At 68.4% G+C, this 23,009-nt stretch carries 19 protein-coding genes; 15 read left to right on the top strand and 4 right to left on the bottom strand.

All coding sequences use genetic code 11. The features are described 5' to 3' along the window. Nucleotides 1-1,638, top strand: coding sequence for a hypothetical protein (locus IT355_19320; GenBank protein MCC7055433.1), 1,638 nt, complete (start codon nt 1-3; stop codon nt 1,636-1,638). A 21-nt stretch (nt 1,639-1,659) separates the two neighbouring features. Here IT355_19320 and IT355_19315 read toward each other — a convergent pair whose 3' ends face one another. Next, a complete protein-coding gene (locus IT355_19315) occupies nt 1,660-2,793 on the bottom strand; it encodes a beta-aspartyl-peptidase (GenBank protein ID MCC7055432.1) in 1,134 nt (377 codons plus the stop codon). 212 nt (nt 2,794-3,005) lie between these two features. Between IT355_19315 and IT355_19310 the strand changes: the two genes are divergently transcribed. The 5 genes from IT355_19310 to IT355_19290 all read left to right on the top strand — a co-directional run bounded on the left by IT355_19310 (nt 3,006) and on the right by IT355_19290 (nt 11,282). Further along, complete coding sequence (locus IT355_19310; protein MCC7055431.1) at nt 3,006-3,836, top strand: cyanophycinase; 831 nt, start codon at nt 3,006-3,008, stop codon at nt 3,834-3,836. Further along, nucleotides 3,833-6,742: a cyanophycin synthetase gene (gene cphA / locus IT355_19305; protein ID MCC7055430.1), complete on the top strand. Its 2,910-nt coding sequence runs from the start codon at nt 3,833-3,835 to the stop codon at nt 6,740-6,742. Before IT355_19310 ends, cphA begins: the two co-directional genes overlap by 4 nt. 30 nt (nt 6,743-6,772) lie before the next feature. Continuing rightward, nucleotides 6,773-8,482, top strand: a complete 1,710-nt coding sequence (locus IT355_19300) for a hypothetical protein (protein MCC7055429.1) — start codon at nt 6,773-6,775, stop codon at nt 8,480-8,482. A 52-nt stretch (nt 8,483-8,534) separates the two neighbouring features. Beyond that, on the top strand, nt 8,535-10,391 hold the full coding sequence (locus tag IT355_19295) for an aspartate ammonia-lyase (GenBank protein MCC7055428.1): 1,857 nt from the start codon (nt 8,535-8,537) through the stop codon (nt 10,389-10,391). Nucleotides 10,392-10,592: 201 nt separating this feature from the next. Further along, nucleotides 10,593-11,282 carry a PorT family protein gene (locus IT355_19290; GenBank protein MCC7055427.1) on the top strand — a complete coding sequence of 230 codons (690 nt, stop codon included), beginning with the start codon at nt 10,593-10,595 and terminating at the stop codon, nt 11,280-11,282. A gap of 60 nt (nt 11,283-11,342) precedes the next feature. Here the strand turns inward: IT355_19290 and IT355_19285 are convergent, their stop codons facing one another. Both IT355_19285 and IT355_19280 read right to left on the bottom strand, forming a co-directional pair. Further along, entirely contained in the window at nt 11,343-11,519 is a 177-nt protein-coding gene (locus IT355_19285) for a hypothetical protein (protein ID MCC7055426.1), read from the bottom strand. Nucleotides 11,520-11,546: 27 nt separating this feature from the next. Next, on the bottom strand, nt 11,547-11,744 hold the full coding sequence (locus IT355_19280; GenBank protein ID MCC7055425.1) for a hypothetical protein: 198 nt from the start codon (nt 11,742-11,744) through the stop codon (nt 11,547-11,549). 113 nt (nt 11,745-11,857) lie between these two features. On the opposite strand from IT355_19280, the gene IT355_19275 reads away from it, so the two are divergent. From IT355_19275 to dacB, 8 genes are all read left to right on the top strand, one after another. Next, nucleotides 11,858-12,271 carry a hypothetical protein gene (locus IT355_19275; protein MCC7055424.1) on the top strand — a complete coding sequence of 138 codons (414 nt, stop codon included), beginning with the start codon at nt 11,858-11,860 and terminating at the stop codon, nt 12,269-12,271. Nucleotides 12,272-12,526: 255 nt separating this feature from the next. Beyond that, nucleotides 12,527-13,837, top strand: coding sequence for a cytochrome c oxidase subunit II (gene coxB / locus IT355_19270; protein MCC7055423.1), 1,311 nt, complete (start codon nt 12,527-12,529; stop codon nt 13,835-13,837). Nucleotides 13,838-13,861: 24 nt separating this feature from the next. Next, nucleotides 13,862-15,760 carry a cytochrome c oxidase subunit I gene (gene ctaD, locus IT355_19265; GenBank protein ID MCC7055422.1) on the top strand — a complete coding sequence of 633 codons (1,899 nt, stop codon included), beginning with the start codon at nt 13,862-13,864 and terminating at the stop codon, nt 15,758-15,760. Beyond that, nucleotides 15,760-16,458, top strand: coding sequence for a cytochrome c oxidase subunit 3 (locus IT355_19260; GenBank protein MCC7055421.1), 699 nt, complete (start codon nt 15,760-15,762; stop codon nt 16,456-16,458). Before ctaD ends, IT355_19260 begins: the two co-directional genes overlap by 1 nt. Before the next feature lie 11 nt (nt 16,459-16,469). After that, nucleotides 16,470-16,808: a cytochrome C oxidase subunit IV family protein gene (locus tag IT355_19255; protein MCC7055420.1), complete on the top strand. Its 339-nt coding sequence runs from the start codon at nt 16,470-16,472 to the stop codon at nt 16,806-16,808. A gap of 19 nt (nt 16,809-16,827) precedes the next feature. Continuing rightward, nucleotides 16,828-17,694: a cytochrome c oxidase assembly protein gene (locus tag IT355_19250; protein ID MCC7055419.1), complete on the top strand. Its 867-nt coding sequence runs from the start codon at nt 16,828-16,830 to the stop codon at nt 17,692-17,694. Nucleotides 17,695-17,825: 131 nt separating this feature from the next. Continuing rightward, on the top strand, nt 17,826-18,968 hold the full coding sequence (locus tag IT355_19245; protein ID MCC7055418.1) for a DUF5009 domain-containing protein: 1,143 nt from the start codon (nt 17,826-17,828) through the stop codon (nt 18,966-18,968). A 464-nt stretch (nt 18,969-19,432) separates the two neighbouring features. Continuing rightward, on the top strand, nt 19,433-20,809 hold the full coding sequence (gene dacB, locus IT355_19240; GenBank protein ID MCC7055417.1) for a D-alanyl-D-alanine carboxypeptidase/D-alanyl-D-alanine-endopeptidase: 1,377 nt from the start codon (nt 19,433-19,435) through the stop codon (nt 20,807-20,809). Between the two features lie 255 nt (nt 20,810-21,064). Here the strand turns inward: dacB and IT355_19235 are convergent, their stop codons facing one another. After that, nucleotides 21,065-22,201 carry a saccharopine dehydrogenase NADP-binding domain-containing protein gene (locus tag IT355_19235; protein MCC7055416.1) on the bottom strand — a complete coding sequence of 379 codons (1,137 nt, stop codon included), beginning with the start codon at nt 22,199-22,201 and terminating at the stop codon, nt 21,065-21,067. A 166-nt stretch (nt 22,202-22,367) separates the two neighbouring features. Here IT355_19235 and IT355_19230 point away from each other — a divergent pair, with 166 nt between their 5' ends. Then, nucleotides 22,368-22,832, top strand: coding sequence for a CoA-binding protein (locus IT355_19230; protein MCC7055415.1), 465 nt, complete (start codon nt 22,368-22,370; stop codon nt 22,830-22,832). Nucleotides 22,833-23,009 lie beyond the last annotated feature (177 nt).

Below are 23,009 nucleotides of genomic sequence, written 5' to 3'. Positions count from 1 at the left end.
ATGATCCTCACGGCGCTCGCGGTCGGTGCCGCGGGCCTGTTGCTCCCGCGATTGCTCGCGTCAATCCGCAGTGGCCTGTCGCTCCAGCGCGCGCTCGACCACGATCGTACCTCCCGGCATGGCGACCTGCACCTGATCGGCAGCTACCACCGCGAGCATGCCCTGCCCAGGCGGCCGTCCGTGAGTGACAAGACATGGGCGGACCTCGACATGGACAGCGTGTTCGGTCTCGTCGACCACACCGAAAGCGAGATCGGGCGCCAGTACCTGTATGACGCACTCCACCGGCCCTGCGAGACCGCGCCGGACGTCGAAAGTCTCGACCGCGTGGCCGCGCAGTTCGCCAAGGACGCGCGGCTCACGAACCGGGTTCGGTCGTCACTCCGTCGCCTGCACGACACGCGGGCGGCATACCTCGCGCCCCTCCTCATGGGCGATGTCCCGGATCGTCCTGCCTTCTGGTGGCTCTTCCCGATCCTGTCGGCATCCGCCCTCGCAAGCATGGCCCTCATTGCGGTCTGGCCACAGGCGCTGGTGCTGTGGCTCGCCGTGTGCGCCGCCAACATGTGTGTGCAGGCGTTCTGGAAGGCACGAGTCGCTTCGTTCCTCTCCGCCGTCCACGAACTCCCGGCCTTCGTGACTGTCGCTTCCGAACTCGGCGACCTCGAGCTCCCAGAGAGCGAGGCCGCCACGCGGACGCTGCGCGAGGGGGCTCGCACGTTGTCCGGCCTGCGGACCGCGACCCGGTGGCTGATGTTCGAGCCAGGGCCAGCAAATGAACTCGCCTCGATGCTCTACGCGTACCTCAACCTGCTCTTCCTGTTCGACGCCAACGCGTTCGTGTTCTCCGTTGGTGCATTGCAGCGTCACCGGACACTGACGCGTGCGTTGTGGGAGGCGATCGGCGCGATCGACATGGCGCAGTCGATCGCGCACTGGCGTACGACTCGGCAGTCGTGGTGCGTGCCGGACCTCACGGGCGACGCAAAGGCACTCGACGTCCAGGCGATCGTTCACCCGCTCCTCGCTGATCCTGTCGCAAACGCCTTCACGCTGCACCAGCGTGGCGCCCTGATCACCGGCAGCAACATGTCCGGCAAGACGACGTTCGCCCGGGCGCTCGGCGTGAACGCCCTGCTCGGCCAGACCCTCGCCACCGTCTGCGCGGAGTCGTGGCGGTCGCCGAGCTTGCGCGTCTGCACCTCCATCGGCCGCGAGGACAGCGTGCTCGATGGGAGGAGCTACTACATGGCCGAAGTCGAGTCGATCCTGCAACTCCTCCAGGCCAAGGAAAGCGGCCACGCGCACCTGTTCCTGCTAGACGAGATCTACCGCGGCACGAACACGGTGGAACGTGTGGCCGCCGCATCAGCTGTGCTGCACGCCTTGAATCGTGGCGACGATCTTGTCGTCGTCACGACCCACGACACTGAGCTGATCGGCTTGCTCGGCGATCGCTTTTCAGTGTTCAACTTCCGGGAGGAAGTCGGTGTTGACGGCTTGGTGTTCGACTACCGTATCCGGCCGGGGCTCGGCAGCACGCGCAATGCCATCGCGCTGCTCGAGAGGGTAGGGTATCCTGCCGATGTCGTGGCCGCGGCGCGCGCGATCGTGGATTCCACGCTGCAAGCAGGCTGAGCGCGCTCCGCGTGCAAGCTATCAGTCACGCGTGATCGAAGTCGGGCCGGCGCCGAACAACACGGCGTCGTCGCGATGTCCCAGCGCGAGTTCGCCAACATCACGCATCCGCAGCAGCACCGCCGCATTCTGCGTGAACGCCGGCAGCACCTGCTCCAGCGCATGCCCCCGCCCAACCAACGTCCGCACCGTCCCCATCAACGCCGAGCAATCCCCAACGTCGTACGACACCACCTGCCCATCCGGCCCAAAGACAGGCAAACACCCCCCACCATCCGACGAAACAGTGACGCGGTCGAGCGGCGCCCCCGACTCCCAATACACCTCGAGCGCGTCGGCAGCCGAATAGGCGTCTTCACCATCGGCCACCGGAAAGTCCGTGATGTCGATGTAACACCCATGCTCTTTCACGAGCGCAATCGCCTCGTGCAGCAACCCCTTCCGCCGGTTCACGTGCGTCGGATTGAACACCCGCGCCGGAATCTCCGACACCCGCAACGCCTCACGAATCAACTCGAGGCCCCGCGGCCCATCACCCACGTGCAGGTGCAGGATCCCCGCCTTGCCTGTCATCAACCCCGCCACGTGCGCGTCCGCCGCGATCCGCAGCAGCTCATCCAGCGTCGGCTGCGATGACCGGTGATCTGAAATCGCGACCTCACCCACCCCGATCACACAATCGATGTTCACGATGTCCGACCGCACCGACCCCGTGAGCGTCGTCAGCGGCAGGTGATACCCGCCCGTGTGACACCACGCGTTGATCCCCTGCGCTCGCAGCGCACGCACCCCCGCGATCAGCTCCGCCGTGGACCGCGTGACATCATCGGTCCCCAGCACCCCCACCACCGTCGTCACTCCCGCCTTCCGGTACGACTCAGCCAAGGGAGCGGGGACCTTCGAGGCCGGCCCCGCCTCGCCGCCGCCTCCGGTCACGTGGCAATGCCCGTCGATCAACCCCGGGATCACCTGCCGCCCCGCCAGGTCCACCTCCTCCACCCCGAGGTAGCCCGGAAACGACGGCCGGTCCGTCCCCATCCACAGGATCCGCCCACCCCCCGTCAGGATGTGCCGATGCCCAAGGTGTTCTGGCGCATATACATCCGCGTTCAGCACCAGCCGCATCCCCCCGGCCTCGCTCTGTTCGATAGTCATCCGCCAACGCTACCGCCCCCCGCGCCAGCAAACCAACTCCCGCCCCCCGATTCAGCGCCCTCACCCCGCCGCCCGCACCTGCCTTCACCGCTCACGGAACCCTCCGCTCCTCCGCCTCTCCGCGTGAGGACTGGTGACGACCCCGCCCCCCGGAGCCGGCCGCCGCCCCGCGCGAACCCTGCCCGGATCCAAGGCCGGCGGTACCTTCCGGCATGACGACCACCCACAGCAAAGGCTGGCTCATCCCCATCGGCGGCAAGCTCACCGACGCCGCCATCCTCGACCGGTTCATCGGCATCTGCGGCCGCAACCCGGTCATCGCCATCATCCCCACCGCCTCCGAAGAGGCGGACATGGGTGAATGGTACGAGAAGCAGTTCCGGAAGATGGGCGTGAAATACGCCCGCGCCCTGAACTTCCAGCGCCGCAGCGACTGCGACGATCGCGACTGGCTCGGCGAGCTGGAAGACTGCGACGGCGTCTTCATCACCGGCGGCAACCAGCTCCGTCTCACCAACATCATGGGCGGCACCCCCGCCTCCCGCCTGCTGCGCGCACGCTTCGCCGCCGGCATGCCGGTGGCCGGCACCAGCGCCGGTGCCGCGGTGATGTCGGAGCACATGATCGGCGGCGGCGAGGAAGGGCCGACACCTCGCGCCGGCATCGTCACGCTGGTACCGGGCTTCGGCCTCACCAACGACATCATCATCGACCAGCACTTCCGCCAGCGCGACCGACTCGGCCGCCTGCTCACCGCCCTCTCCTCCCACCCGGGCTTCCTCGGACTCGGCGTGGACGAGGACACGGCGGCCTTCATCAGCCCCGACGACGAGATCGACGTCATGGGCACCAGCGCCGTCACCGTCATCGACACCTCGAAAACCGAGTTCACGTCCATGTGGCTGGCCGGGAAGTACGATCCCATCACGATGATCGGCCTGCGCATGCACCTGCTCACGCAGGGCGCCGGCTACGACATGCGCACCCGCAAGGCCCACGGCAGCAACGTGGTCACCCTCCAGCACTCTGGCCTGCCTGAATGAAGATCCTCGATCGCAACGTCTACGTCGGGCCCAGTCACTACGCACACTTCCCGGTCATCCGGCTGGAAGTGGACCTCGGTGCACTCGAAGCCTGGCCGACGATGCGACTGGGACGCGGTTTCATCGACACGCTCATCGAGCGCCTGCCCGGCCTGAGGGAGCACGGCTGCAGCTACGGCGAACCGGGTGGATTCATCCGCCGCATGACCGAGGATGAAGGCACCTGGCTCGGTCACGTGTTCGAGCACGTGGTGCTGGAGATGCAGAACACCGCCGGCATCGCCGTGACGTTCGGCAAGACGCGCAGCGCCGGCCGCGAGGGTGTCTACGACGTGGCGTTCGAGTACGAGCAGGAGGACGTGGGCATCGAGGCCGCCGACCTGTCGCTCGACCTGCTGCACTCCATGCTGCCGCCCGAGCTGCGCCCCGACGACTTCGACCCGAGTTTCGACTGGGAATCCCGCCGCGACACGTTCATCCGCTACGCCCAGCGCCGCGCCCTCGGCCCCAGCACCGCCAGCATCGTGCACGCCGCAGAGAAGCGCGGCATCCCGTGGATCCGGCTCAACGAGCAGTCGCTGATCCAGCTCGGCTACGGCGTGCACCAGCAGCGCATCCAGGCCACCGTCACCGGGCGCACGTCGCACATCGCCGTCGAGCTGGCCGGCGACAAGGAGGAGACGAACAAGATCCTCGCCAACCTCGGTTTGCCGGTGCCGAAGCAGCGGCTGGTACAGACGGCCGAGCGCGCGGTCAGTGCGGCAGATCGCATCGGGCGCCCGGTGGTGCTCAAGCCGTACAACGGCAACCATGGACGCGGTGTCTCGATCAACCTCAGCACCAACGCCGAGATCCACGAGGCCTTCGCGCGGGCGCAGGAACACTCGCGCAGCGTGATCGTCGAGACGTTCATCACCGGCCACGATCACCGCATGGTGGTGATCGACGGTGAGCTGGTCGCGGTATCGAAGCGCGAGCCCGGTCACGTCATCGGAGATGGCGTACACACCATCGAGCAGCTGGTCGCGAACGTGAACGCCGACCCGCGCCGCGGTATCGGCCACGAGAAGGTGCTCACCCGCATCGAGCTCGATGAGCAGGCGATGGGCCTGCTCGACAAGCTTGGCTACACGCCGCTGACGATCCCGTCCGTCGACGAGGTGGTCTATCTGCGCCTCACCGCCAACCTCAGCACCGGCGGCACCGCGCGCGACATGACCGACCTGGTGCACCCCGACAACGCCGAGATGGCGGTGCGGGCGATCAAGGCGATCGGGCTCGACATCGGGGGTGTGGACTTCCTCACCCCCGACATCACGCAGAGCTACAAGGAAATCGGCGGCGCGATCTGCGAGATCAACGCCGCCCCGGGCTTCCGCATGCACATGGCGCCCAGCGACGGGCGTCCGCGTGACGTGGCTGGCAAGACCATCGACATGCTCTTCCCCGCGGGCGCCCCGGTCACGATCCCCATCGCGGCCATCACCGGCACCAACGGCAAGACCACCACGTCGCGCATGCTGGCGCACATCCACAAGCTCTCGGGCAAGCGGGTGGGCCTCACCACCACCGACGGCGTCTACATCGATGGCCAGCGCACCGTCGTCGGCGACATGACCGGCCCCACCGCCGCGCGCATCGTGCTCAGCGACCCGATGGTGGACGTGGCCGTCCTCGAAACCGCACGCGGCGGCCTGCTGCGTGCCGGCATGGCCACCCGCTACGTGGACGTCGGCGCGGTGCTCAACGTGCGCCCCGACCACCTCGGCCAGAAGAACATCGACACCCTCGAGCAGCTGGCCGAGATCAAGCGCACGGTGGTGGAGATCGCGCGCGACACGGCGGTGCTGAATGCCGACGATCCGCACACGCTGCGGATGGCGGCCTACACCGACGCGAAGCACGTCTGCTATGTGACGCTGAACCCGGACCACGAGCTGGTGCGCGAGCACATTCGCGCCGGCGGCCGCGCCATTGCGCTCGAGAACGGGATCAACGGGTCGATGATCACCATCTACGACCACGGCGCACACATCCCGCTGCTCTGGACGCACCTCATCCCGGCGACCATCGAGGGCAAGGCGCTGCACAACGTGCAGAACGCGATGTTCGCCGCGGCGATGGCGTTCGCGATGGGCGTGCGCCTCGAGGACATCCGCCACGGCCTGCGCACCTTCGACACCAGCTTCTTCCAGGCGCCGGGCCGGTTGAACGTGTACGACCAGCATCCGTTCCGCGTGCTCTTCGACTACGGCCACAACGCCGACGCCATCGAGCAGCTCTGCCAGCTCGCCAATCGGCTCGACGTGAAGGGGCGCCGCATCTGCGTGCTCGCCGCCCCCGGTGACCGTCGCGACCAGGATATCGCCGCCATCGGTGACGTGGCCGCCGCCGGCCTCTTCGACCACTACATCTGCCGCCGCGATGACAGCCGCCGCGGCCGTGGCGACGACGAGGTGCCGCGCATGCTGGAGGCCACCCTGCTCTCGCATGGCATCAGCCAGGACCGGGTGGAGGTCATCGTCGACGAGCAGGCGGCGATCGATACCGCGCTGCGGCACGCGCAGCCGGGTGACCTGGTGCTCATCTTCGCCGATGCGCTCGCACGCGGCTGGAAGCAGATCACGCAGTTCAAGCCGGACTTCGACCGGGCATCTCTCGTCTCGCCGAAGCGCCAGGTGCCGCAGACGATCGCGCCGGACGTGGTCGAACTGGCCGATGACGACCTGCCCGCCGCGCCGCCTGCGGCCGACGCGCCCGTGCGCCAGATCACGGACACCTATGCCATCCCCGGCTCGCTGCGCGACAAGCTGCCGGTCTCGACGCATCGCGACACCGAGGAAGCCGGCACCACCATCATCCGCGATGATCGTGGTGTGTACCTTGCCCGCGAAGCCAACGACTGAGCCGACCGCGACCGACCAGACTGCGCACGCATGACGCGCCCACCGCGCGATCCGGACCTCGTGTCGGGGTACCCCTCCCCGGCCATCGTCGACTCGCGCCGGCTGATGGGTCCGAACCTCATGCACCCGGGCCTGGGTGCCGTGCTCGACGTGATGCTGGACGACCACGACACGGACGCGGTGGCGCTGGTGGAGGCGTGGGAGCGGCAGGCGGCCGGACTCGCCGCCGCACTCGGCTGGCCTGACGCAGAGACGGCGGTCCGGCGCTATCCCGGCGGCGCGAGCCTGTTCGTCCACGCGCCGATCGACCAGCTCATGACCGCCACCGAGGTGTGCGAGACGGCGTGGGTCTCCGCCGAGGCGGTCGTCCGCGGTGCCAGTGCCGCCGGCCCGGACACGGCGCTGCCGGCCCTGCGTGCCGCCAGCGACAGCGAGGCGTCGCCTCGACTCCGCGCGCTCTGGAACGAGGGACAGCGGCTGGGCCTGAACGTCACCTTCGACGATGCCGCGCTCTTCGTCGGCACCGGTGCGGGCGCGACCGGATGGCCACTGACGCTGCTGCCCAAGGTCTCCGAGGTGGATTGGGTCGCGATCCGCGACATCCCGATCGTCCTCGTCACCGGGTCCAACGGCAAGACCACCGTCGTGCGGATGGTGGCGGCCATGGCACGGGCCGCGGGGCATGTGGTCGGCCACACCTGCACCGACGGTGTCTGGATCGACGGGGCGCGGGTGGAGCGCGGCGACTGGTCCGGTCCCGCCGGTGCGCGGCGCGTGCTGCAGGACCCGCGTGTGACACTGGCCGTGCTGGAGTCTGCCCGTGGGGGCATGCTGCGGCGTGGGCTCGCCGTGCAGCGTGCTGCCGTGGCGGCGGTGGTGACGCTCTCGCCCGACCACTTCGGCGACTACGGCATCACCGACCTCGCCGCACTGGCCGCGGCGAAGCTCGTCGTGACGCGCGCGGTGGAGGAGACCGGGGTGCTGGTCGTCAACGGCGACGTGCCTGCCTTGCGGGACGCGATCGCCGGGTACGCCGGCCGCACGCATCTCGTGCACGCCGATGGCTCTGCGGCCCTCACCGCGGAGGAGTTGCGCGCCATCCCGGCCACCCTCGGCGGTGCCGCATCGCACAACCTGCTCAACGCACGCATCGCCCTCGCTGTCGCCGGCGAACTGGCACTGCCTCCCGCCGCGCAGCGCGCGCTGCTGGTCTTCGGTGCCGACCCGGCGGACAACATGGGGCGGCTCATGGTCCAGACCATCGGCGGCGTGACCGTCGTGGTGGACTACGCCCACAATCCGCAGGGCGTGGCGGCCCTGATCGACGCCACGCGGCACCTGGCGGGCCATCGTCGTGCCATCACCCTCGCCACCGGCGGCGACCGTGACGACGAGGCACTGCACGACATCGCCGCGGCAGCCGTGCGCGCCGGCGTGATCGACCTCTACATCGCGAAGGAGATGCCGCGGTTCCTGCGCGGGCGCGAGCCGGGGTCGATCAGCGGCGTGCTGCTCGCCGCGTTGCACGGTCTGGGCGTGCCCGACGGGCAGTGTGCCGCGGCCGCGGATGACGTTGCCGCTGCCCGCCTCGCCGTGCAGTGGGCGCAGGCGGGTGATGTCATCCTGCTCGCCGTGCACGCCGACCGGGACGCCGTGCTCGCTTTCCTTGCAGAACTGGCACGGATCGGCTGGCAGGCCGGCGACCCGGTGCCTGCGTGGACCGCTGGCGGGGCCGGCTGAATCGCGGTTCCGGCTGCTGCCCGGCGCACATGCACGCGCATAGCTTGGGCCCATGAAAAACGCGATTCTCAAACAGCTGAAGGCGCTGCCGTTCGTGCAGGGTCTTCCTGACGCACAGCTCTGGCGCCTGGCACACGCCGTCGAGCCGCACTCCTTCGCCACCGAAGACGTGTTCTTCCGCGAAGGTGAGGAGCGCTCGATGTTCGCGCTGGTGGTGACCGGCGGCGTGACCATCGAGAAGACCGCCGAGGGGCGCACGGTGCGCCTGGTGACCATGGGTCCCGGCGAGGCGATCGGCGAGGGCATGCTGCTCGATGACACCCGCCATGGCACCACCGCCCGTGCCGTCATCGCCGGCGAGCTGCTGATCCTGCGCAAGGAGAAGCTGGCCGAGGTGGTGAAGGACAATCCCCACCTCTATGCCGGCCTGGTGGCCCGCGCCGCGCGGGCGATCGCCCAGCGGCTGCGGGTGGCCGACGCGACGCTGGTGGGCCGCGGCCGCGCGCTGGGGTTCGGCAGCCGGCGCATGCGCACCGAGCACGACCTGCTCGGCGATCGGGAGGTGCCCGATGAGGCGCTCTACGGTGTGCAGACACTGCGCGCCGCCGAGAACTTTCCCATCACCGGTGTGCCGCTGCGCGAGGTTCCCGAGCTGATCGCCGGACTGGCCTGCGTGAAGATCGCCGCCGCGCGTGCCAACCACGAGCTCGGGCTGCTGCCCGACCACATCGCCGAGGCGATCATCAGGGCCGGCGAGGAGCTGCGGGCGGGCCGGCACCACGAGCACTTCATCGTGGACATGATCCAGGGCGGGGCCGGGACGAGCACCAACATGAACGCCAACGAGGTCATCGCGAATCGCGCGCTCGAGATCCTCGGGCGGTCGCGCGGCAGCTATGACGTGGTGCACCCCAACGAGCACGTGAACCGCAGCCAGAGCACCAACGACGTCTATCCGACGTCCATCCGCATCGCGCTGCACACCGCGCTCGACGGCCTGCGGGACGCGTTGCGGTCGCTGTGCGGGGCGATGGACGTGAAGGGTGTCGAGTTCGCGTCGCTCATCAAGATGGGCCGCACGCAGCTGCAGGACGCGGTGCCGATGACGCTCGGCCGCGAGTTCCGGGCGTGGGCCCACACGCTGATGGAGGACGTGGACCGGCTCGCCGAGGCGCAGGCGCTGATGCGCGAGATGAACATGGGCGCCACCGCGATCGGGACCGGCATCACGGCGTCGGAGTCGTTCACCACCTCGGTGCGGCGCCACCTCTCGGAGGTGACGGGGCTGGTGATGATCACCGCGCCGGACCTGATCGAGGCCACCAGTGACACCGGTGCCTTCGTGCAGCTGAGCGGCGTGCTCAAGCGCACCGCCACCAAGCTGTCGAAGATCTGCAACGACCTGCGGCTGCTCTCGTCGGGGCCACGCGCCGGCTTCGGCGAGATCAACCTGCCGCCGGTGCAGCCGGGCAGCAGCATCATGCCGGGCAAGGTGAACCCGGTGATCCCCGAGGTGGTCAACCAGGTCTGCTTCGACATCATCGGTGGCGACGTCACGATCACGATGGCGGCCGAGGCGGGGCAGCTCCAGCTCAACGTGTTCGAGCCGATCATCGCCTACCGGCTGCTCGGTGGCATCAAGGAGCTGACGAACGCGATCCAGGTGCTCGAGTCCAGGTGCATCTCAGGTATCACGGCGAATGCAGACCGGATGCGGTACTACGTGGAGCACTCGATCGGCGTGGTGACCGCGCTGCTGCCGGTGATCGGCTACGAGAAGGCCACCGACGTCGCGAAGGAGGCACTCGCGACGGGGCGCGGCGTGACCGAGATCGTGCTCGAGCGCGGCTGGCTCACGCGTGAGCAACTCGACGACGTGCTGCGTCCGGAGTCGATGGCCGGTCGCTGATCACGCAGGTGCAGTGCAGGTGAATGGACGGCGCGTGGACCCACCGGTTCACGCGCCGTTCCGCTTGCTGTTGCCGTGCAGGCGCAATCGCTGATGTGTCATCGATGCGGTGCATGGCACGCGATGTGCGCTCCTGCATCCTGTCGCATGGCACGTTCGTGCCTACGCAGTTTCATCTTTGCAACCTTGCGGGATATACCTATGCAGTCGTCCACCACCATGTCACGCGTGATCGCAGCCGGTGTTGCTGCCCTCATCGCGGTTCCCTCATATGCGCAGTCGCTCCGCACGCCCGTCGGTGTCGCACAGGTCGGCCTCGAGGGTGGCGTCTCCATCGCGAACTTCACCGGCGATGATGCCAACGATGCGAAGAACCGCACCGGCGGGTACGGCGGCGTGTCGTTCATCGTGCAGCCGGCCGGCTCGGCGATCGGCATGCAGACGGGTGTCAACTACGTCATGAAGGGCGCGAAGTCGAGCTTCAGCAGCGGCGGCGCGCTTCCGACCGTGACCGGCGGCGTGAAGCTCGGCTACGTCGAGGTGCCGCTGCTGGTGCGCGTCGGCGTCCCGCTCAGCGTGGCCGGTGTCGCGCCGACGCTCATCGCCGGTGGCAGCTTCAACTGGCGCGTGAGCTGCAGCGCCGTGGCGGAGAGCGGCTCGTTCAGCTCCTCCACCGACTGTGACAACGCCCTCGTCGGCCAGGACCTCGACGTGAAGCGCTTCGATGCCGGCCTGACCGTGGGTGTCGAGCTGCCGATCAAGGCGGGCGCGCGGTACCTGGTGGTGCCGTCGGTGCGCTACATCCGCGGCATGACGAACATCACCGACGCCAATGGCACGGACCTGAAGAACAGCTCCATCAACATCGGCATCGGCCTGCGCGTGCGGTGACGTGAGGGCGGTGCGGAACCCCGCTGGCATCACGCCGGCGGGACGGGACCTGTCCGCGAGCTAGACCGCGAACAGGTCCCGTTGCACAGGGGCGGTCTTCGGGTCGCCGGCACGGTCCCGCCAGATGCCGTCACGGGCGGTGCGGCCACGCAGGAAGGCGGCGGCATCCAGCGCGGCGAGCCCGTGCCCGTCGACGTCAGCGGGGAGGTACCCGCCCGTGAGGGCGGTGCGCACCACGATCGCGGCGTCGCAGGCTGGATTGCTTCACGGGTAGACCGACGTGGCGACCGGGACCGTGCTGCCGGCGGCGGACTCTGCCTCACCGGCCTGCACCCGCCAGCCGCGGCGCACCTTTCGCGCCGGACCCAGGAACGGCGCGGACCAGCAGACCGGGCAGCGTGGTGTGGGCGGCGTGGTCGGGGCGAAGGCCGCCGGGTGGCGGACCGGGGTGCGATCGGACATCCCGCAAAATAGTCGGACCCGAGGGCATGGCACCGTGTCGCGCGCCGGGAGCGGGCAGCTCGGCCGTCGCGCGCCGCCCCCGGCCGGCGCGCCGACGGGTAGATTCCCGGCCCATGGCGAAACCCACCGTTGATGGCCCAGGTCAGGCCAAGCTCCAGTCCCTGGAGACCGCGACCTCCCTTGCCCAGACCGTGCACGGCCTGGTCGAGAAGTACGCCATCGCCGTCCGCACCGGACAGGCGACTGCCGCCTACCCCCAGCAGATCAAGCGGGCCGCCACGCCGCTGGTGGGGCTGCTTCGCAGCCAGTTCCAGCTCCTGGCCGACATGGCCAGCGACCTGATCCTCGTGGCCACCCGGGGGGGCGGGGCCGACCAGGTGAAGGTCCGGATGCTCCGGGAGCGGGTCGGGGTGCTCAAGTCCGGCATCGAGCTCGCCGTCACTTCGACGCTCGCGAAGCACAAGGTGGACGACGGCGCGCACGGGGAAGCTGGTGCGCCGGGCTCTTCCACCGGTGGCGTGGAGTAACCCCTGCTCCTTAGCTTTACGGGATCGTCGAGCAGGCCCTGACAGCGATGTCGTCTTTTGCTGGACGAGGGTAACCACACATCGGTCGCCGGACTCGGTAGGGGTCGTGGTGGTCGTGTTCGAAGGGACGACGTCCGTCCCCGGGTTGTGCGCATTGCATCTCCCGTGTCGGCGGGTGGGAACAAAGGTTCCCGCATGCCGGCTCATCACGGGGAGCCTACCCTGGCTCCTCACGACCTTTCCCAAGACCTGGGCATGGCCAGCACCTCAAGGATTCGCCGGTTGATCGCCGGCGCACTGTCCCGCCGCGGAGCCGCTCCTGTCGCGCTCATCGCGTTGCTGACGCTCGGACTCGCCGCCGCCGCAGGGGCGCAGCAGTACCCGAACACGACCTTCAACTACACCACCGACCTGAATGAGGCGACGACCCATCTCTGGGACTCGCTGCTGTTCTGGGCCACCGTGGTCTTCGTGATCGTCGAAGTCGGTGTGCTCTACATCATCTTCAAGTTCAAGGCGCGCCCCGACTCCCCCGAGCCGAAGCACGTCCACGGCAACACGACGCTCGAGATCGCGTGGACGGCGATTCCTGCCGTCATCCTCGCGTTCATCGCCGTGCCCACGGTGAAGACGATCTTCATGACGCAGGCCAAGGCACCGGCCAATGCGCTGCAGGTCGAGGTCATCGGGCACCAGTGGTGGTGGGAGTTCCGATACCCCGAGTACGGCATCACGACGGCCAACGAGCTGTACCTGCCGGTGAACCGGCCGGTGAACTTCAAGCTCAACACCATCGACGTGCTGCACTCGTTCTGGATCCCGCGCCTCGGCGGCAAGCGCGACCTGATCTCGAACCGGACGAACTACCTCTGGATGACGCCACGCGACTCGATGGCGATGAAGTCGCTCAACGGCACGTGCAACGAATACTGCGGTGAGAGCCACGCGAACATGAAGTTCCGGGTCTTCACGGTGTCGCCGGAGCAGTTTGCGAGCTGGGCGGCGCACCAGAAGGGTCCGGCGGTCTTCGGCGTCGCACCGGCGGTGGCGCCGGCCGCCACGCCGGCCACGCCGGCCGCCGAGTCCACCAGCAAGGCCGGCCAGGTCGGTCCGGCACTGGCCAACGCAGCCGCACCGGCCCCGGTCGGATTCGTCTTCCCGCGCGAGAAGCTCGACCCCTCGACGCTGCCGACCGCCACGCCCCCGGCCTCGATCGCCTTCACCGCCGGTCTCACCGGCGACGCGACCCGCGGCCAGCAGATCTACTCCCGTTCCTCCTGCATCGGCTGCCACAAGATCACCGGCAACCCGATGAGCGCCGGCATCATCGGCCCGAACCTCACGCACATCGGGTCGCGCTACACGCTGGCCGGCGCGGTCTACACCAACACCACCGACAACCTGGTGCGCTGGATCAAGAACGCCCCCGCCATGAAGCCCGGCAGCCTGATGCCGGCGATCGGCAACGGCGAGTACAACCCGGTCATCAAGGCGAAGGTGACGATGGGCGGGCTCAGCGACCAGCAGATCGCCGACGTCGCCGCCTACCTGCAGGCCCTCAAGTAACCCGCGCCCGGAGCACATCGCGTCATGGCCACGACTGTTGCGCCGCCGACCTTCGCGCCGGCTGCTTCCTCCGCCTCCCACGCCGGTGAGAAGACCGGCGTCTGGAGCTGGATCACCACCACCGATCACAAGCGGATCGGCGTGCTGTACCTCTTCACCTCGCTCTTCTTCTTCATCTTCGGCGGGCTCGAGGCGGCGGTCATCCGCGCCCAGCTCGCGGCGCCGAACCAGACGCTGGTGAGCGCGGAGCTGTACAACCAGCTCTTCACCATGCACGGCACCACGATGGTGTTCCTCGCCATCATGCCGCTCTCGGCCGCCTTCTTCAACTTCCTGATCCCGCTGCAGATCGGCGCCCGCGACGTCGCGTTCCCGCGCCTCAATGCCTTCAGCTACTGGGTCTACCTGCTCGGCGGCATCTTCATCACGCTGCCGATCTTCGCCGGCATCGCCCCGAACGGCGGCTGGTTCGGCTACGCGCCGCTCACCACCGAGGCCTACTCGCCCGGCCTGAACATCGACTTCTGGGTGCTCGGCCTCCAGATCCTCGGCATCAGCTCCCTCGCGGCCGGCTTCAACTTCATCACCACGATCATCAACCTGCGCGCACCGGGCATGCACCTGATGCGCATGCCGATGTTCACGTGGATGTCGTTCGTGGTGCAGTTCCTGGTCGTGCTGGCCTTCCCGGTCATCACCGTCGCGCTGGTGTTCCTGCAGTTCGACCGCTTCTTCGGCACGAACTTCTACACCCTCACCGCCGGCGCCGACCCGCTGCTCTGGCAGCACCTGTTCTGGATCTTCGGCCACCCCGAGGTCTACATCCTGATCCTGCCGGCATTCGGCCTCGTCTCCGAGGTCCTGCCGACCTTCAGCCGCAAGCCGCTCTTCGGCTACGCGGTCATGGTGTACTCCGGCATCCTGATCGGCTTCCTCGGCTTCGGCGTGTGGGCCCACCACATGTTCTCGGTCGGCATGGGCCCGATCGCGGACACCGTGTTCAGCCTCACCACGATGCTGATCGCCATCCCGACCGGCGTGAAGATCTTCAACTGGATGAGCACGATGTGGGGCGGCAAGCTGCAGTTCACCACCGCCATGTGCTTCGCCGTCGGCCTGATCGCGATGTTCACCATCGGCGGCCTCTCGGGCGTGTCGCACTCCTCCCCGCCGACCGACCTGCAGCAGACCGACACCTACTACATCGTCGCGCACTTCCACTACGTGCTCTTCGGTGGCTCGATCATGGGCATCTTCTCGGGCATCTATCACTACTTCCCCAAGATGTTCGGGAAGCTGATGAACGAGCCGCTCGGCAAGTGGCACTTCTGGATCAACATGATCGGCATGAACCTCACGTTCGGGCCGATGCACCTGTCCGGCCTGCTGGGCATGCCGCGCCGCATCTACACGTACGATGCGAACCAGGGCTGGGACCTCTTCAACATGATGAGCTCCGTCGGCACCGTGGTCATCATCGTTGCGACGCTGATCTTCCTCTACAACTTCTTCTGGTCCCTGAAGAGCGGCCCGAAGGCCGGCCGCGACCCGTGGGGCGCCTCGACGCTCGAGTGGTCCATCCCGTCGCCGCCGCCGGAGTACAACTTCGCCGTGCTGCCGAACGTCACCAGCCGCTACCCGCTGTGGGACGTGACCGACGGCCACGACCTCTCGCGCGAGCACCACGAGAACCCCGAGACCCGCGATGAGCGCGTCCCGACCGCGCGCGAACTCGGCATCCCCATGCCGATGAACACCTTCAAGCCGGTGATGGCCGCGATCGGCCTCGTCACGATGCTCGGCGGCATGACGCTCAAGCACGTGAACTTCACCGCCTTCTTCATCGTCGTCGCCGGCGGCGGGGCCACCCTCGTGATCAGCCTCTACGCCTGGCTCACGTCACCGCTCGAGGAGTCGCACTGATGAGCGCCACCGCAGTCGAGACCACCGGCGGCCACGGCGCCACGCCGGACGCCGGCCACGGCCACCACTACACCACGACCGGCCTCGACAACCGCAAGATCGCCATCTGGGCGTTCATCGGCTCCGAGTGCATGCTCTTCGTCAGCCTCATCTCGACCTACCTGATCTACAAGGGCAAGTCGCGCGTCGGGCCCTACCCGCACGAGGTCTGGACCGACCCTGCCACGGGCAAGGTCTTCAACGCGATCCTCAACATCCCGGTCACGAGCTTCTCCACCTTCGTGCTCCTGATGTCGTCGCTCGCGATGGTGCTCGCGCACAACGCCGTGGTGAACCGCCACGTGAAGCGCACCACGTTCTTCTCCCGGCTCGAGGGCAACTCGTTCTTCTGGCTGGTCGCCACCGCGCTGCTCGGCATCGTGTTCCTCATGTGCCAGGCGTACGAGTTCACCAGCTTCGTGCACGAGGGGCTCGGCCTCACCACGAACCTGTTCAGCAGCAGCTTCTTCGTGCTGACCGGCTTCCACGGTGCGCACGTCACCGCCGGCGTGCTCTGGCTCTTCACGCTCGCCTCGATCGACAAGAAGCGCGGCCTCCGCACCGACGAGGCCCTGAACGTGGACCTGTGTGCCCTCTACTGGCACTTCGTCGACGTGGTCTGGATCGCGATCTTCGTCCTCCTCTACCTCATCAAGTGAGCCACGAGCCCATGGCACACGGACCCGACGCCGCGCACGACGAGCACGGCCACCACCCCACGGCGAAGACTTACCTCTGGACCGCGCTCTTCCTCACGATCGTCACCATCGTCGAGATCTCGGCCTACTACATCAAGCCGTGGGAGCAGTCCGCCATCTACGTGCCGAGCATGATCCTCATGTCGGCCGTCAAGTTCGCGGTGGTCTGCGCGGTCTACATGCACCTCAAGTACGACAACAAGCTGTTCCGGAACCTGTTCGTCGGGCCGCTCGCGATTGCCGTCGTCACCTGCATCGGCCTGCTGTTCCTGTTCGGCAAGGTCGCCGTCAACCTCAGCGGCGGCGCATGAGCACGGCGGCGCGCGCGCGGTGATCCACCTCGCGCTGCTCCTCCATCCCGCGCAGACACTGGCGTGGGATGCCTGGACGATCCACCCGAGCACGGTCATCGGCCTGACCGTCCTCGGGTGGCTCTATTTCCGGCGTGCCCGCGACGCCGGCGGCACCGGCCCCTCCACCGGCCAGCGTGTCGCCTTCGTGAGCGGGCTGGTGCTGCTCTTCCTGATCCTGAACGGACCGCTCCACGACCTGAGCGACTTCTACCTGTTCAGCGGGCACATGGTGCAGCACCTGATCATGGAGCTCATCGTGCCGCCCCTGCTCATCGCCGGCACCCCCGGCTGGATGCTCCGGCCGGCACTCGACTGGCCCGTCGTCGGCTGGCTCGCACGGCGCATCACCACCGGCGCCATGGCGTTCGCGATCTTCAACGTCACGCTCGCCGCCTGGCACATCCCGGCCCTCTACAACACCGCCCTCCTGCACCACAACGTCCACATCCTCCAGCACGTCACCTTCCTCGTGGCGAGCGTGCTGATGTGGTGGCCGTTCCTCAGCCCACTCCCCGAGCTGCCGCGCCTCAGCTACCCGGCGCAGATGTTGTACTGCTTCGTCATGACCCTCCCCATGAGCGTCGTCGCGATCTATATCGCCATGGCGGACACGGTGCTGTATCCTCTCTATGCGTCCAGCCCGCGCATCTGGGGCATCGGGCCGAAGGCGGACCAGCTCATCGGGGGACTGATCATGTGGGTGCCGGGGGGACTCTTCTTCTACGGGGTCATGACCGTCGTCTTCTTCCGCTGGCAGCGCGAGGGGAAGGGGGGTGACGGCGTGGCCGATGCCCAGCTCCGACCTGCGGCCGCGCCCCTGACACCAGCCGCCCAGGGGCACTGAGCGTGGCCACGCTCACGCGCCCCGAAGCCGGACGCGCGCCGCAGCCCCACCGGACCCCGACATCGCCTTCCCGGGCCACCGCTGGCCCCGGCGCGCGTGAACGACTCCTCGCCCTCGACGTCTTCCGCGGGATGACCGTCGCCGGGATGCTCCTGGTGAACAATCCAGGCGACTGGGACCACATCTTCCCGCCGCTCGAGCACGCCGCATGGCACGGCTGGACGCCCACCGACCTGATCTTCCCGTACTTCCTCTTCATCGTCGGCGTCACGGCCCACCTCTCGCTGTCGCAGCGACGCGCACGAGGTGACGGCGAGGCGGCGATCATCCGCCAGGTGCTGCGCCGCGGCGCGCTGATCTTTCTCTTCGGGCTCTTCCTCGCCTGGTTCCCGGGATTCATGTGGGGCACCATCGCCTCCATTCCCGATGCGACCTTCGGCGACCGGGTGCTCTACCGCCTCGAGCACCTGCGCATCATGGGGGTGCTGCAGCGCATCGCCGTCGCCTACGTCATCGGCGCGCTCCTCACCCTCCGTGGCACCTGGAAGCAGCACATCGCCGTGCTCGCCGCGATCCTGCTCGGCTACTGGGCGCTGATGACGCTGGTGACGGTCCCCGATCGTGGAGTGCCGGGGTGGCAGCTTCTCGACACGCCCGACGCCGTGCTCTCGGCCTGGTTCGACCGCACCGTGCTGACCACGAACCACCTCTGGGCATCGGCGAAGACCTGGGATCCGGAGGGGCTGCTCAGCACGCTCCCCGCAGTCGGGACGATGATGCTCGGACAGCTCGCGGGACGGTGGATCGGGACCAACAGGCCCCTCGCCGAGCGCCTCAACGGCCTCTTTGCGACCGGTGCGCTGCTGCTCGTCGTCGGTCTCATGTGGCACTGGGTCTTCCCGATCAACAAGAGCCTCTGGACCAGCAGCTACGTCGTCTTCACGGCGGGCATGGCGGCGGTCACGCTCGCCACCTGCATGTGGCTGATCGACGTGCGCGGCTGGAAGCGCTGGACGAAGTTCTTCGTCATCTACGGGACCAACCCGATGATCGCGTTCGTCGGGTCGGGGCTGATGGCCCGCATCACGGTCACGCTCTGGAAGGTGCCCACCGCCGAGGGCCCGGTGTCGGTGCAGTGGGTGGTCTACCGTACGTTGTTCGAGCCGATACTCGAACCCCGGGTGGCATCACTGGGGTACGCCGTCACGTTCGTCCTGTTCTGGTTCCTGATCCTCTGGGCGCTCTGGCGCCGGAACATCTTCCTCAAGGTGTGATTGTGGGCTGTCCCGCTCGACTGATGCCGGCGCTGCGAATGCTGGCGATGCTGCTCGCTCTCTCCGGCCCGGCTGTCGCCAGTGAGGCTCAGTCTTCGCCACGGAAGGGTGCGTCCCGTGCGGCCGCCACTGCGGCACAACGGCGACCTGCCGTCCGTGGGGCCAAGGCGGCGGTCGCAACGCCGCGACGCACGCCGGCCAGCGCCGCGGCCTCTCGCGCTGTTGCCTCGCGCGCTGCGGCGGCACGACCGGCGCGTGGCACGACGGCCGCACGCGCGCGGACGACCGCCGCCCGCACACCGGCGTCGGCCCGGAAGGGGACGGCCGCGGCGCGCAGCGGAGCCAGGCCGGCACCGCGCGGCGCGGCGGTGAAGCCGGTGCGCGGTGCGAAGGGCAGGGCCGCGCGCCGGGTCGCGCGTCCGGCCAGACCGCTGCCGCCACCCCTGCCGCTGCTCGAGGCCAGGATGCCACTCGGACTCGACGGCCTGCGCTCCGACCTCGGCTGGCTGGCCGACAGCTCGATCCGCAGCGGCTCGTGGGGCATGATGGTCGTCTCGCTGTCGCACGGTGACACCCTCTTCGCGCGAAATGCCGACGTGCCGCACCTCACGGCATCGACGCAGAAGATGCTCACCACGGCGCTCGCGCTCGAGCAGCTCGGCCCGCAGTACCGCTACCAGACCGACATCCTCCGCACCGGGTCGCTCCGCGACGGCGTGCTGGACGGGGACCTCGTGCTGCGGGGAGACGGCGATCCGTCGCTCAGCACGCGCTTCTTCGGCCGGACGCCGGACGCGGCGATGGACTCGCTCGCGCTTCGCGTGGTGAAGGCCGGTGTACGCGAGGTGACGGGGCGCGTCATCGGCGACGCCACCGCCTTCGAGGCGCGCAGCATTCCTGACGGCTGGCACCCGCGCATCCTGCAGGACTCGTATGCGGGCCGGGTCTCCGCGCTCTCGCTCAACGAGAACATCGTCTGGGTGACGATCCGCCCCACGCAACGCGGCAGTGCCGCCGAGGTGGTGCTGGAGCCGGCGACGACGGCCATCCCGCTCTCGGCGAACGTGCGCACCGTCCGGGGCACCGCGGCGCCGCTCCGCTTCGCGCGCACCGACGCCGGCATCACGGTCACCGGCAGCATCGGCGAGCTGGCCGGCCCGCGCTCGTACTCCTACATCGTGCAGGATCCGGCGGCGTTCACCACCGGGGCATTCCTCGCGGCCCTCCGGCGCAACGGGGTGACGGTGCGCGACGGCATGGCGCTCGACGCGACCCCCGACGGCGCCGAACCGCTCGTCGCATGGCAGTCGGCGCCGCTCGAGACCCTGCTCACGGTGATGAACCGCGAGTCGGTGAACATGATCGCCGAGCATGTGTACCGCGCGGCGGCGCGCGGATCGGACCGCCACACGCCGGGCACGGCATTCACGGCCGACACGGTGCTGCGCGCGATGCTGCAGCGCACGGCGAACGTTCGCGCCGACGCCGTCCGCACCAGCGACGGCAGCGGGCTGTCGCAGCTCGACCGGGTGTCACCGCGCGCGATGGTGCAGCTCCTCGGCTGGGCGGACCGCACCACCTGGGGGCCCCTCTTCCACGCGTCGCTCCCGCTCGCCGGTGAGAGCGGCACCCTGCGCCGCCGCATGAACGGCACCACCGCGCAGACCAACCTGCACGCCAAGACCGGCACCACCAACGACATCGTCGCGCTGGCCGGCTACGTCACCGCCCGCAACGGCGAGCTGCTCGCGTTCGCGATGCTGTACAACGGCACGGACCGCTACCGCGCCCGCGAGGCCATCGACGCCATCGGGGTCACCCTCGCGAACTTCTCGCGCTGAATCTGCGGCGCTCGAACGGCAACAGCTTCAACGCAAGGCGCAAAGGGTACAGAAGGACGCAAAGAGTTCCACCGTGAGGCAGGCGTCTGCGTCGCCCGGAACGGAAGGCTGAGGGGAACTGCTCTCGCAGTTGCGGTTCCCAAAGCCTCTCGATGCTGCGTGCTGCTCGGACGTTTGCAACGCGAACCGACCTCTTTGCGTCCTTCTGTACCCTGTGCGTCTTTGCGTTGAAGCTGTTGCAGTTCCGGCGGCCGCTTACGAAACAGTGATGTTGATCCCGCGCGTCGCGAGTTCGGCGATGTAGCGATCACCCGGGAACACCTCGTCCGGCGTGTAGACTCCCGAGGCCAGCGCCCGGGAGGCCATCAGCTGCCCGGTGATCGACAGGGTGTAGCCCGTCACGCGCATCATCGCCGTGATCCCGTGCTCGGCATCGTAGTAGTCCAGCAGGTCGTACTGGCGGGTGGCAGGGGCACCATCCTTCGTGCCGGTCACCACCACGCGCAGCGCCACCAGGTCGGTGCCGCCCGGCTTGCGGAGCTTCGGCCCGACGGTGGCGATGAACACGTCGCGCGGCACGACCTTCGTGCCCTTCACATCCACCGGCTCCGTGTCGTAGAGCCCCAGGTCCCGCATCGCGGCCATCATCTGCGCATGGCCGGGATAGCGCAGCGTCTTGTATTCCATCACCGGGATCGTGCCTTCATACCGCCACGCCATCGTGGAGAGCCCGCCGGCCGTGTGGAATGCCTCGAGCGTCCCGATCGAACCGCCGAACTCCACCGGCTCGAGCTCCGACAGCGCGGTGACCTGCACACGCTTGCCATCGCGAACCACCCACGACAGGGTCGAGTAGTAGTCGAGCACACCCTCGATCGAGTACACGATCTGGTAGTTCAGCGGCGGTACCGGGTGCTGCGGCAGGCCGCCGACGAACAGCTTGACGCTCTCGACGCTGTCCATGGCGCGGATGCCGTGCTCGGCCAGCACGTTGATCATGCCGGGCGCGAGGCCGGTGTCGGGGACGACCGTAACCCCCTTCAGCTTGGCCGCCTCATGCAGGTCCTTCTGCTTGAACACGATCTCGGTGTTGCCGCCGAGGTCGGCGAAGTGCACGCCGGCCTGGACGGCGAGGGCCGCGAGCTCGCCGTTGAAGTAGTAGGGAATGGCGCTGAGCACGGCATCCACCTCGCCCATCTGCGCCAGCATCGCGCCACGATCGCGCACGTCGATCGACACTGCCTTCAGTCTCGGATCGCCCGAGGGAAGGAACGACGGCAGCGACGAGACGTCGAGGTCGGCAATCCGAACCTCGGAGACGCCGGGACTGCGGAGCAGGTCGAAGGCACAGGCGGAGCCCTGTGCGCCGCGGCCAAGTACGAGAAATCGCATGGGAAAGGTCGGTGGTCCGCCAGCGCGCAGTGACGGCGCAGCATGGCCGGCTCGAGATCGTGATGGCAGGGTAGGAACCTGCGGGAGCACCGGGAATTTACCTGAGCGCCCGCCGTTACGCGTCCTGCCCCTTCCGGGGCCTCCGCTCCCTCTGGCACCGGCACCCATGCCCCCTCACGCCCCCGCCGCCGCTGATGGCTGGCGCAGCCACCTGCTCTCCACCGACGAGGCCATCCACGCCGCCCTCGCCCGCGTGCACACCATCGCCGTCGTCGGCATCAAGCCCGAGGAGACCGGCGCGCCCGCCTGGTATGTGCCCGAGTACACACAGCGGGCCGGCTACCGGATCATCCCGGTCCCCGTCTACTACCCGGAGATGACGACGGTCCTCGGCGAACCCGTCCATCGCGCCCTGCGCGACGTGCCGACGCCGGTCGACACCGTCCAGCTCTTCCGGCGCCCAGCCGACATCCCGCCCCACCTCGACGACATCCTCGCCCTCCATCCGGCGCTCGTCTGGATGCAGCTCGGCATCCGCCACGACGCCGTCGCCGAGTCACTGGCGCGGGCCGGCATCGATGTCGTGCAGGACCGCTGCATGCTCGTCGAGCTCCGGGCCATGGGGCGCTGATCTCTCCTGACTCGCAGACCGCAAACAGCGTTGACGCAGAGGCGCGAAGGGCGCAAAGGACGCAAAGAGGTCTGCACCGCAGGTCACTGTCGCTCGCTCGGGTACGGAAGGAACTGAGGGGAACAGCAACAGCAACGGCAAATGCGCGGCAGTTGCTGTTGCTGTTGCTGTTGCTGT

This window comes from Gemmatimonadaceae bacterium, from assembly GCA_020851035.1.
Classification (GTDB): domain Bacteria; phylum Gemmatimonadota; class Gemmatimonadetes; order Gemmatimonadales; family Gemmatimonadaceae; genus JACMLX01.
The sequence above is the reverse complement of the archived record's forward strand: the minus strand, read 5'-3'. Positions and strand labels throughout refer to the sequence as shown.

Bases quoted from the DNA above. Each gene is read 5' to 3' on its own strand.
- IT355_19280 (MCC7055425.1), bottom strand. From the start codon at position 11,744: ATGTCCGATCGCACCCCGGTCCGCCACCCGGCGGCCTTCGCCCCGACC.
- IT355_19320 (MCC7055433.1), top strand. From the start codon at position 1: ATGATCCTCACGGCGCTCGCGGTCGGTGCCGCGGGCCTGTTGCTCCCG.
- ctaD (MCC7055422.1), top strand. From the start codon at position 13,862: ATGGCCACGACTGTTGCGCCGCCGACCTTCGCGCCGGCTGCTTCCTCC.
- IT355_19315 (MCC7055432.1), bottom strand. From the start codon at position 2,793: ATGACTATCGAACAGAGCGAGGCCGGGGGGATGCGGCTGGTGCTGAAC.
- IT355_19230 (MCC7055415.1), top strand. From the start codon at position 22,368: ATGCCCCCTCACGCCCCCGCCGCCGCTGATGGCTGGCGCAGCCACCTG.
- IT355_19260 (MCC7055421.1), top strand. From the start codon at position 15,760: ATGAGCGCCACCGCAGTCGAGACCACCGGCGGCCACGGCGCCACGCCG.
- coxB (MCC7055423.1), top strand. From the start codon at position 12,527: ATGGCCAGCACCTCAAGGATTCGCCGGTTGATCGCCGGCGCACTGTCC.
- IT355_19245 (MCC7055418.1), top strand. From the start codon at position 17,826: ATGACCGTCGCCGGGATGCTCCTGGTGAACAATCCAGGCGACTGGGAC.
- IT355_19300 (MCC7055429.1), top strand. From the start codon at position 6,773: ATGACGCGCCCACCGCGCGATCCGGACCTCGTGTCGGGGTACCCCTCC.
- IT355_19295 (MCC7055428.1), top strand. From the start codon at position 8,535: ATGAAAAACGCGATTCTCAAACAGCTGAAGGCGCTGCCGTTCGTGCAG.
- IT355_19255 (MCC7055420.1), top strand. From the start codon at position 16,470: ATGGCACACGGACCCGACGCCGCGCACGACGAGCACGGCCACCACCCC.
- IT355_19275 (MCC7055424.1), top strand. From the start codon at position 11,858: ATGGCGAAACCCACCGTTGATGGCCCAGGTCAGGCCAAGCTCCAGTCC.
- IT355_19235 (MCC7055416.1), bottom strand. From the start codon at position 22,201: ATGCGATTTCTCGTACTTGGCCGCGGCGCACAGGGCTCCGCCTGTGCC.
- IT355_19310 (MCC7055431.1), top strand. From the start codon at position 3,006: ATGACGACCACCCACAGCAAAGGCTGGCTCATCCCCATCGGCGGCAAG.
- IT355_19290 (MCC7055427.1), top strand. From the start codon at position 10,593: ATGCAGTCGTCCACCACCATGTCACGCGTGATCGCAGCCGGTGTTGCT.
- cphA (MCC7055430.1), top strand. From the start codon at position 3,833: ATGAAGATCCTCGATCGCAACGTCTACGTCGGGCCCAGTCACTACGCA.
- dacB (MCC7055417.1), top strand. From the start codon at position 19,433: ATGCCACTCGGACTCGACGGCCTGCGCTCCGACCTCGGCTGGCTGGCC.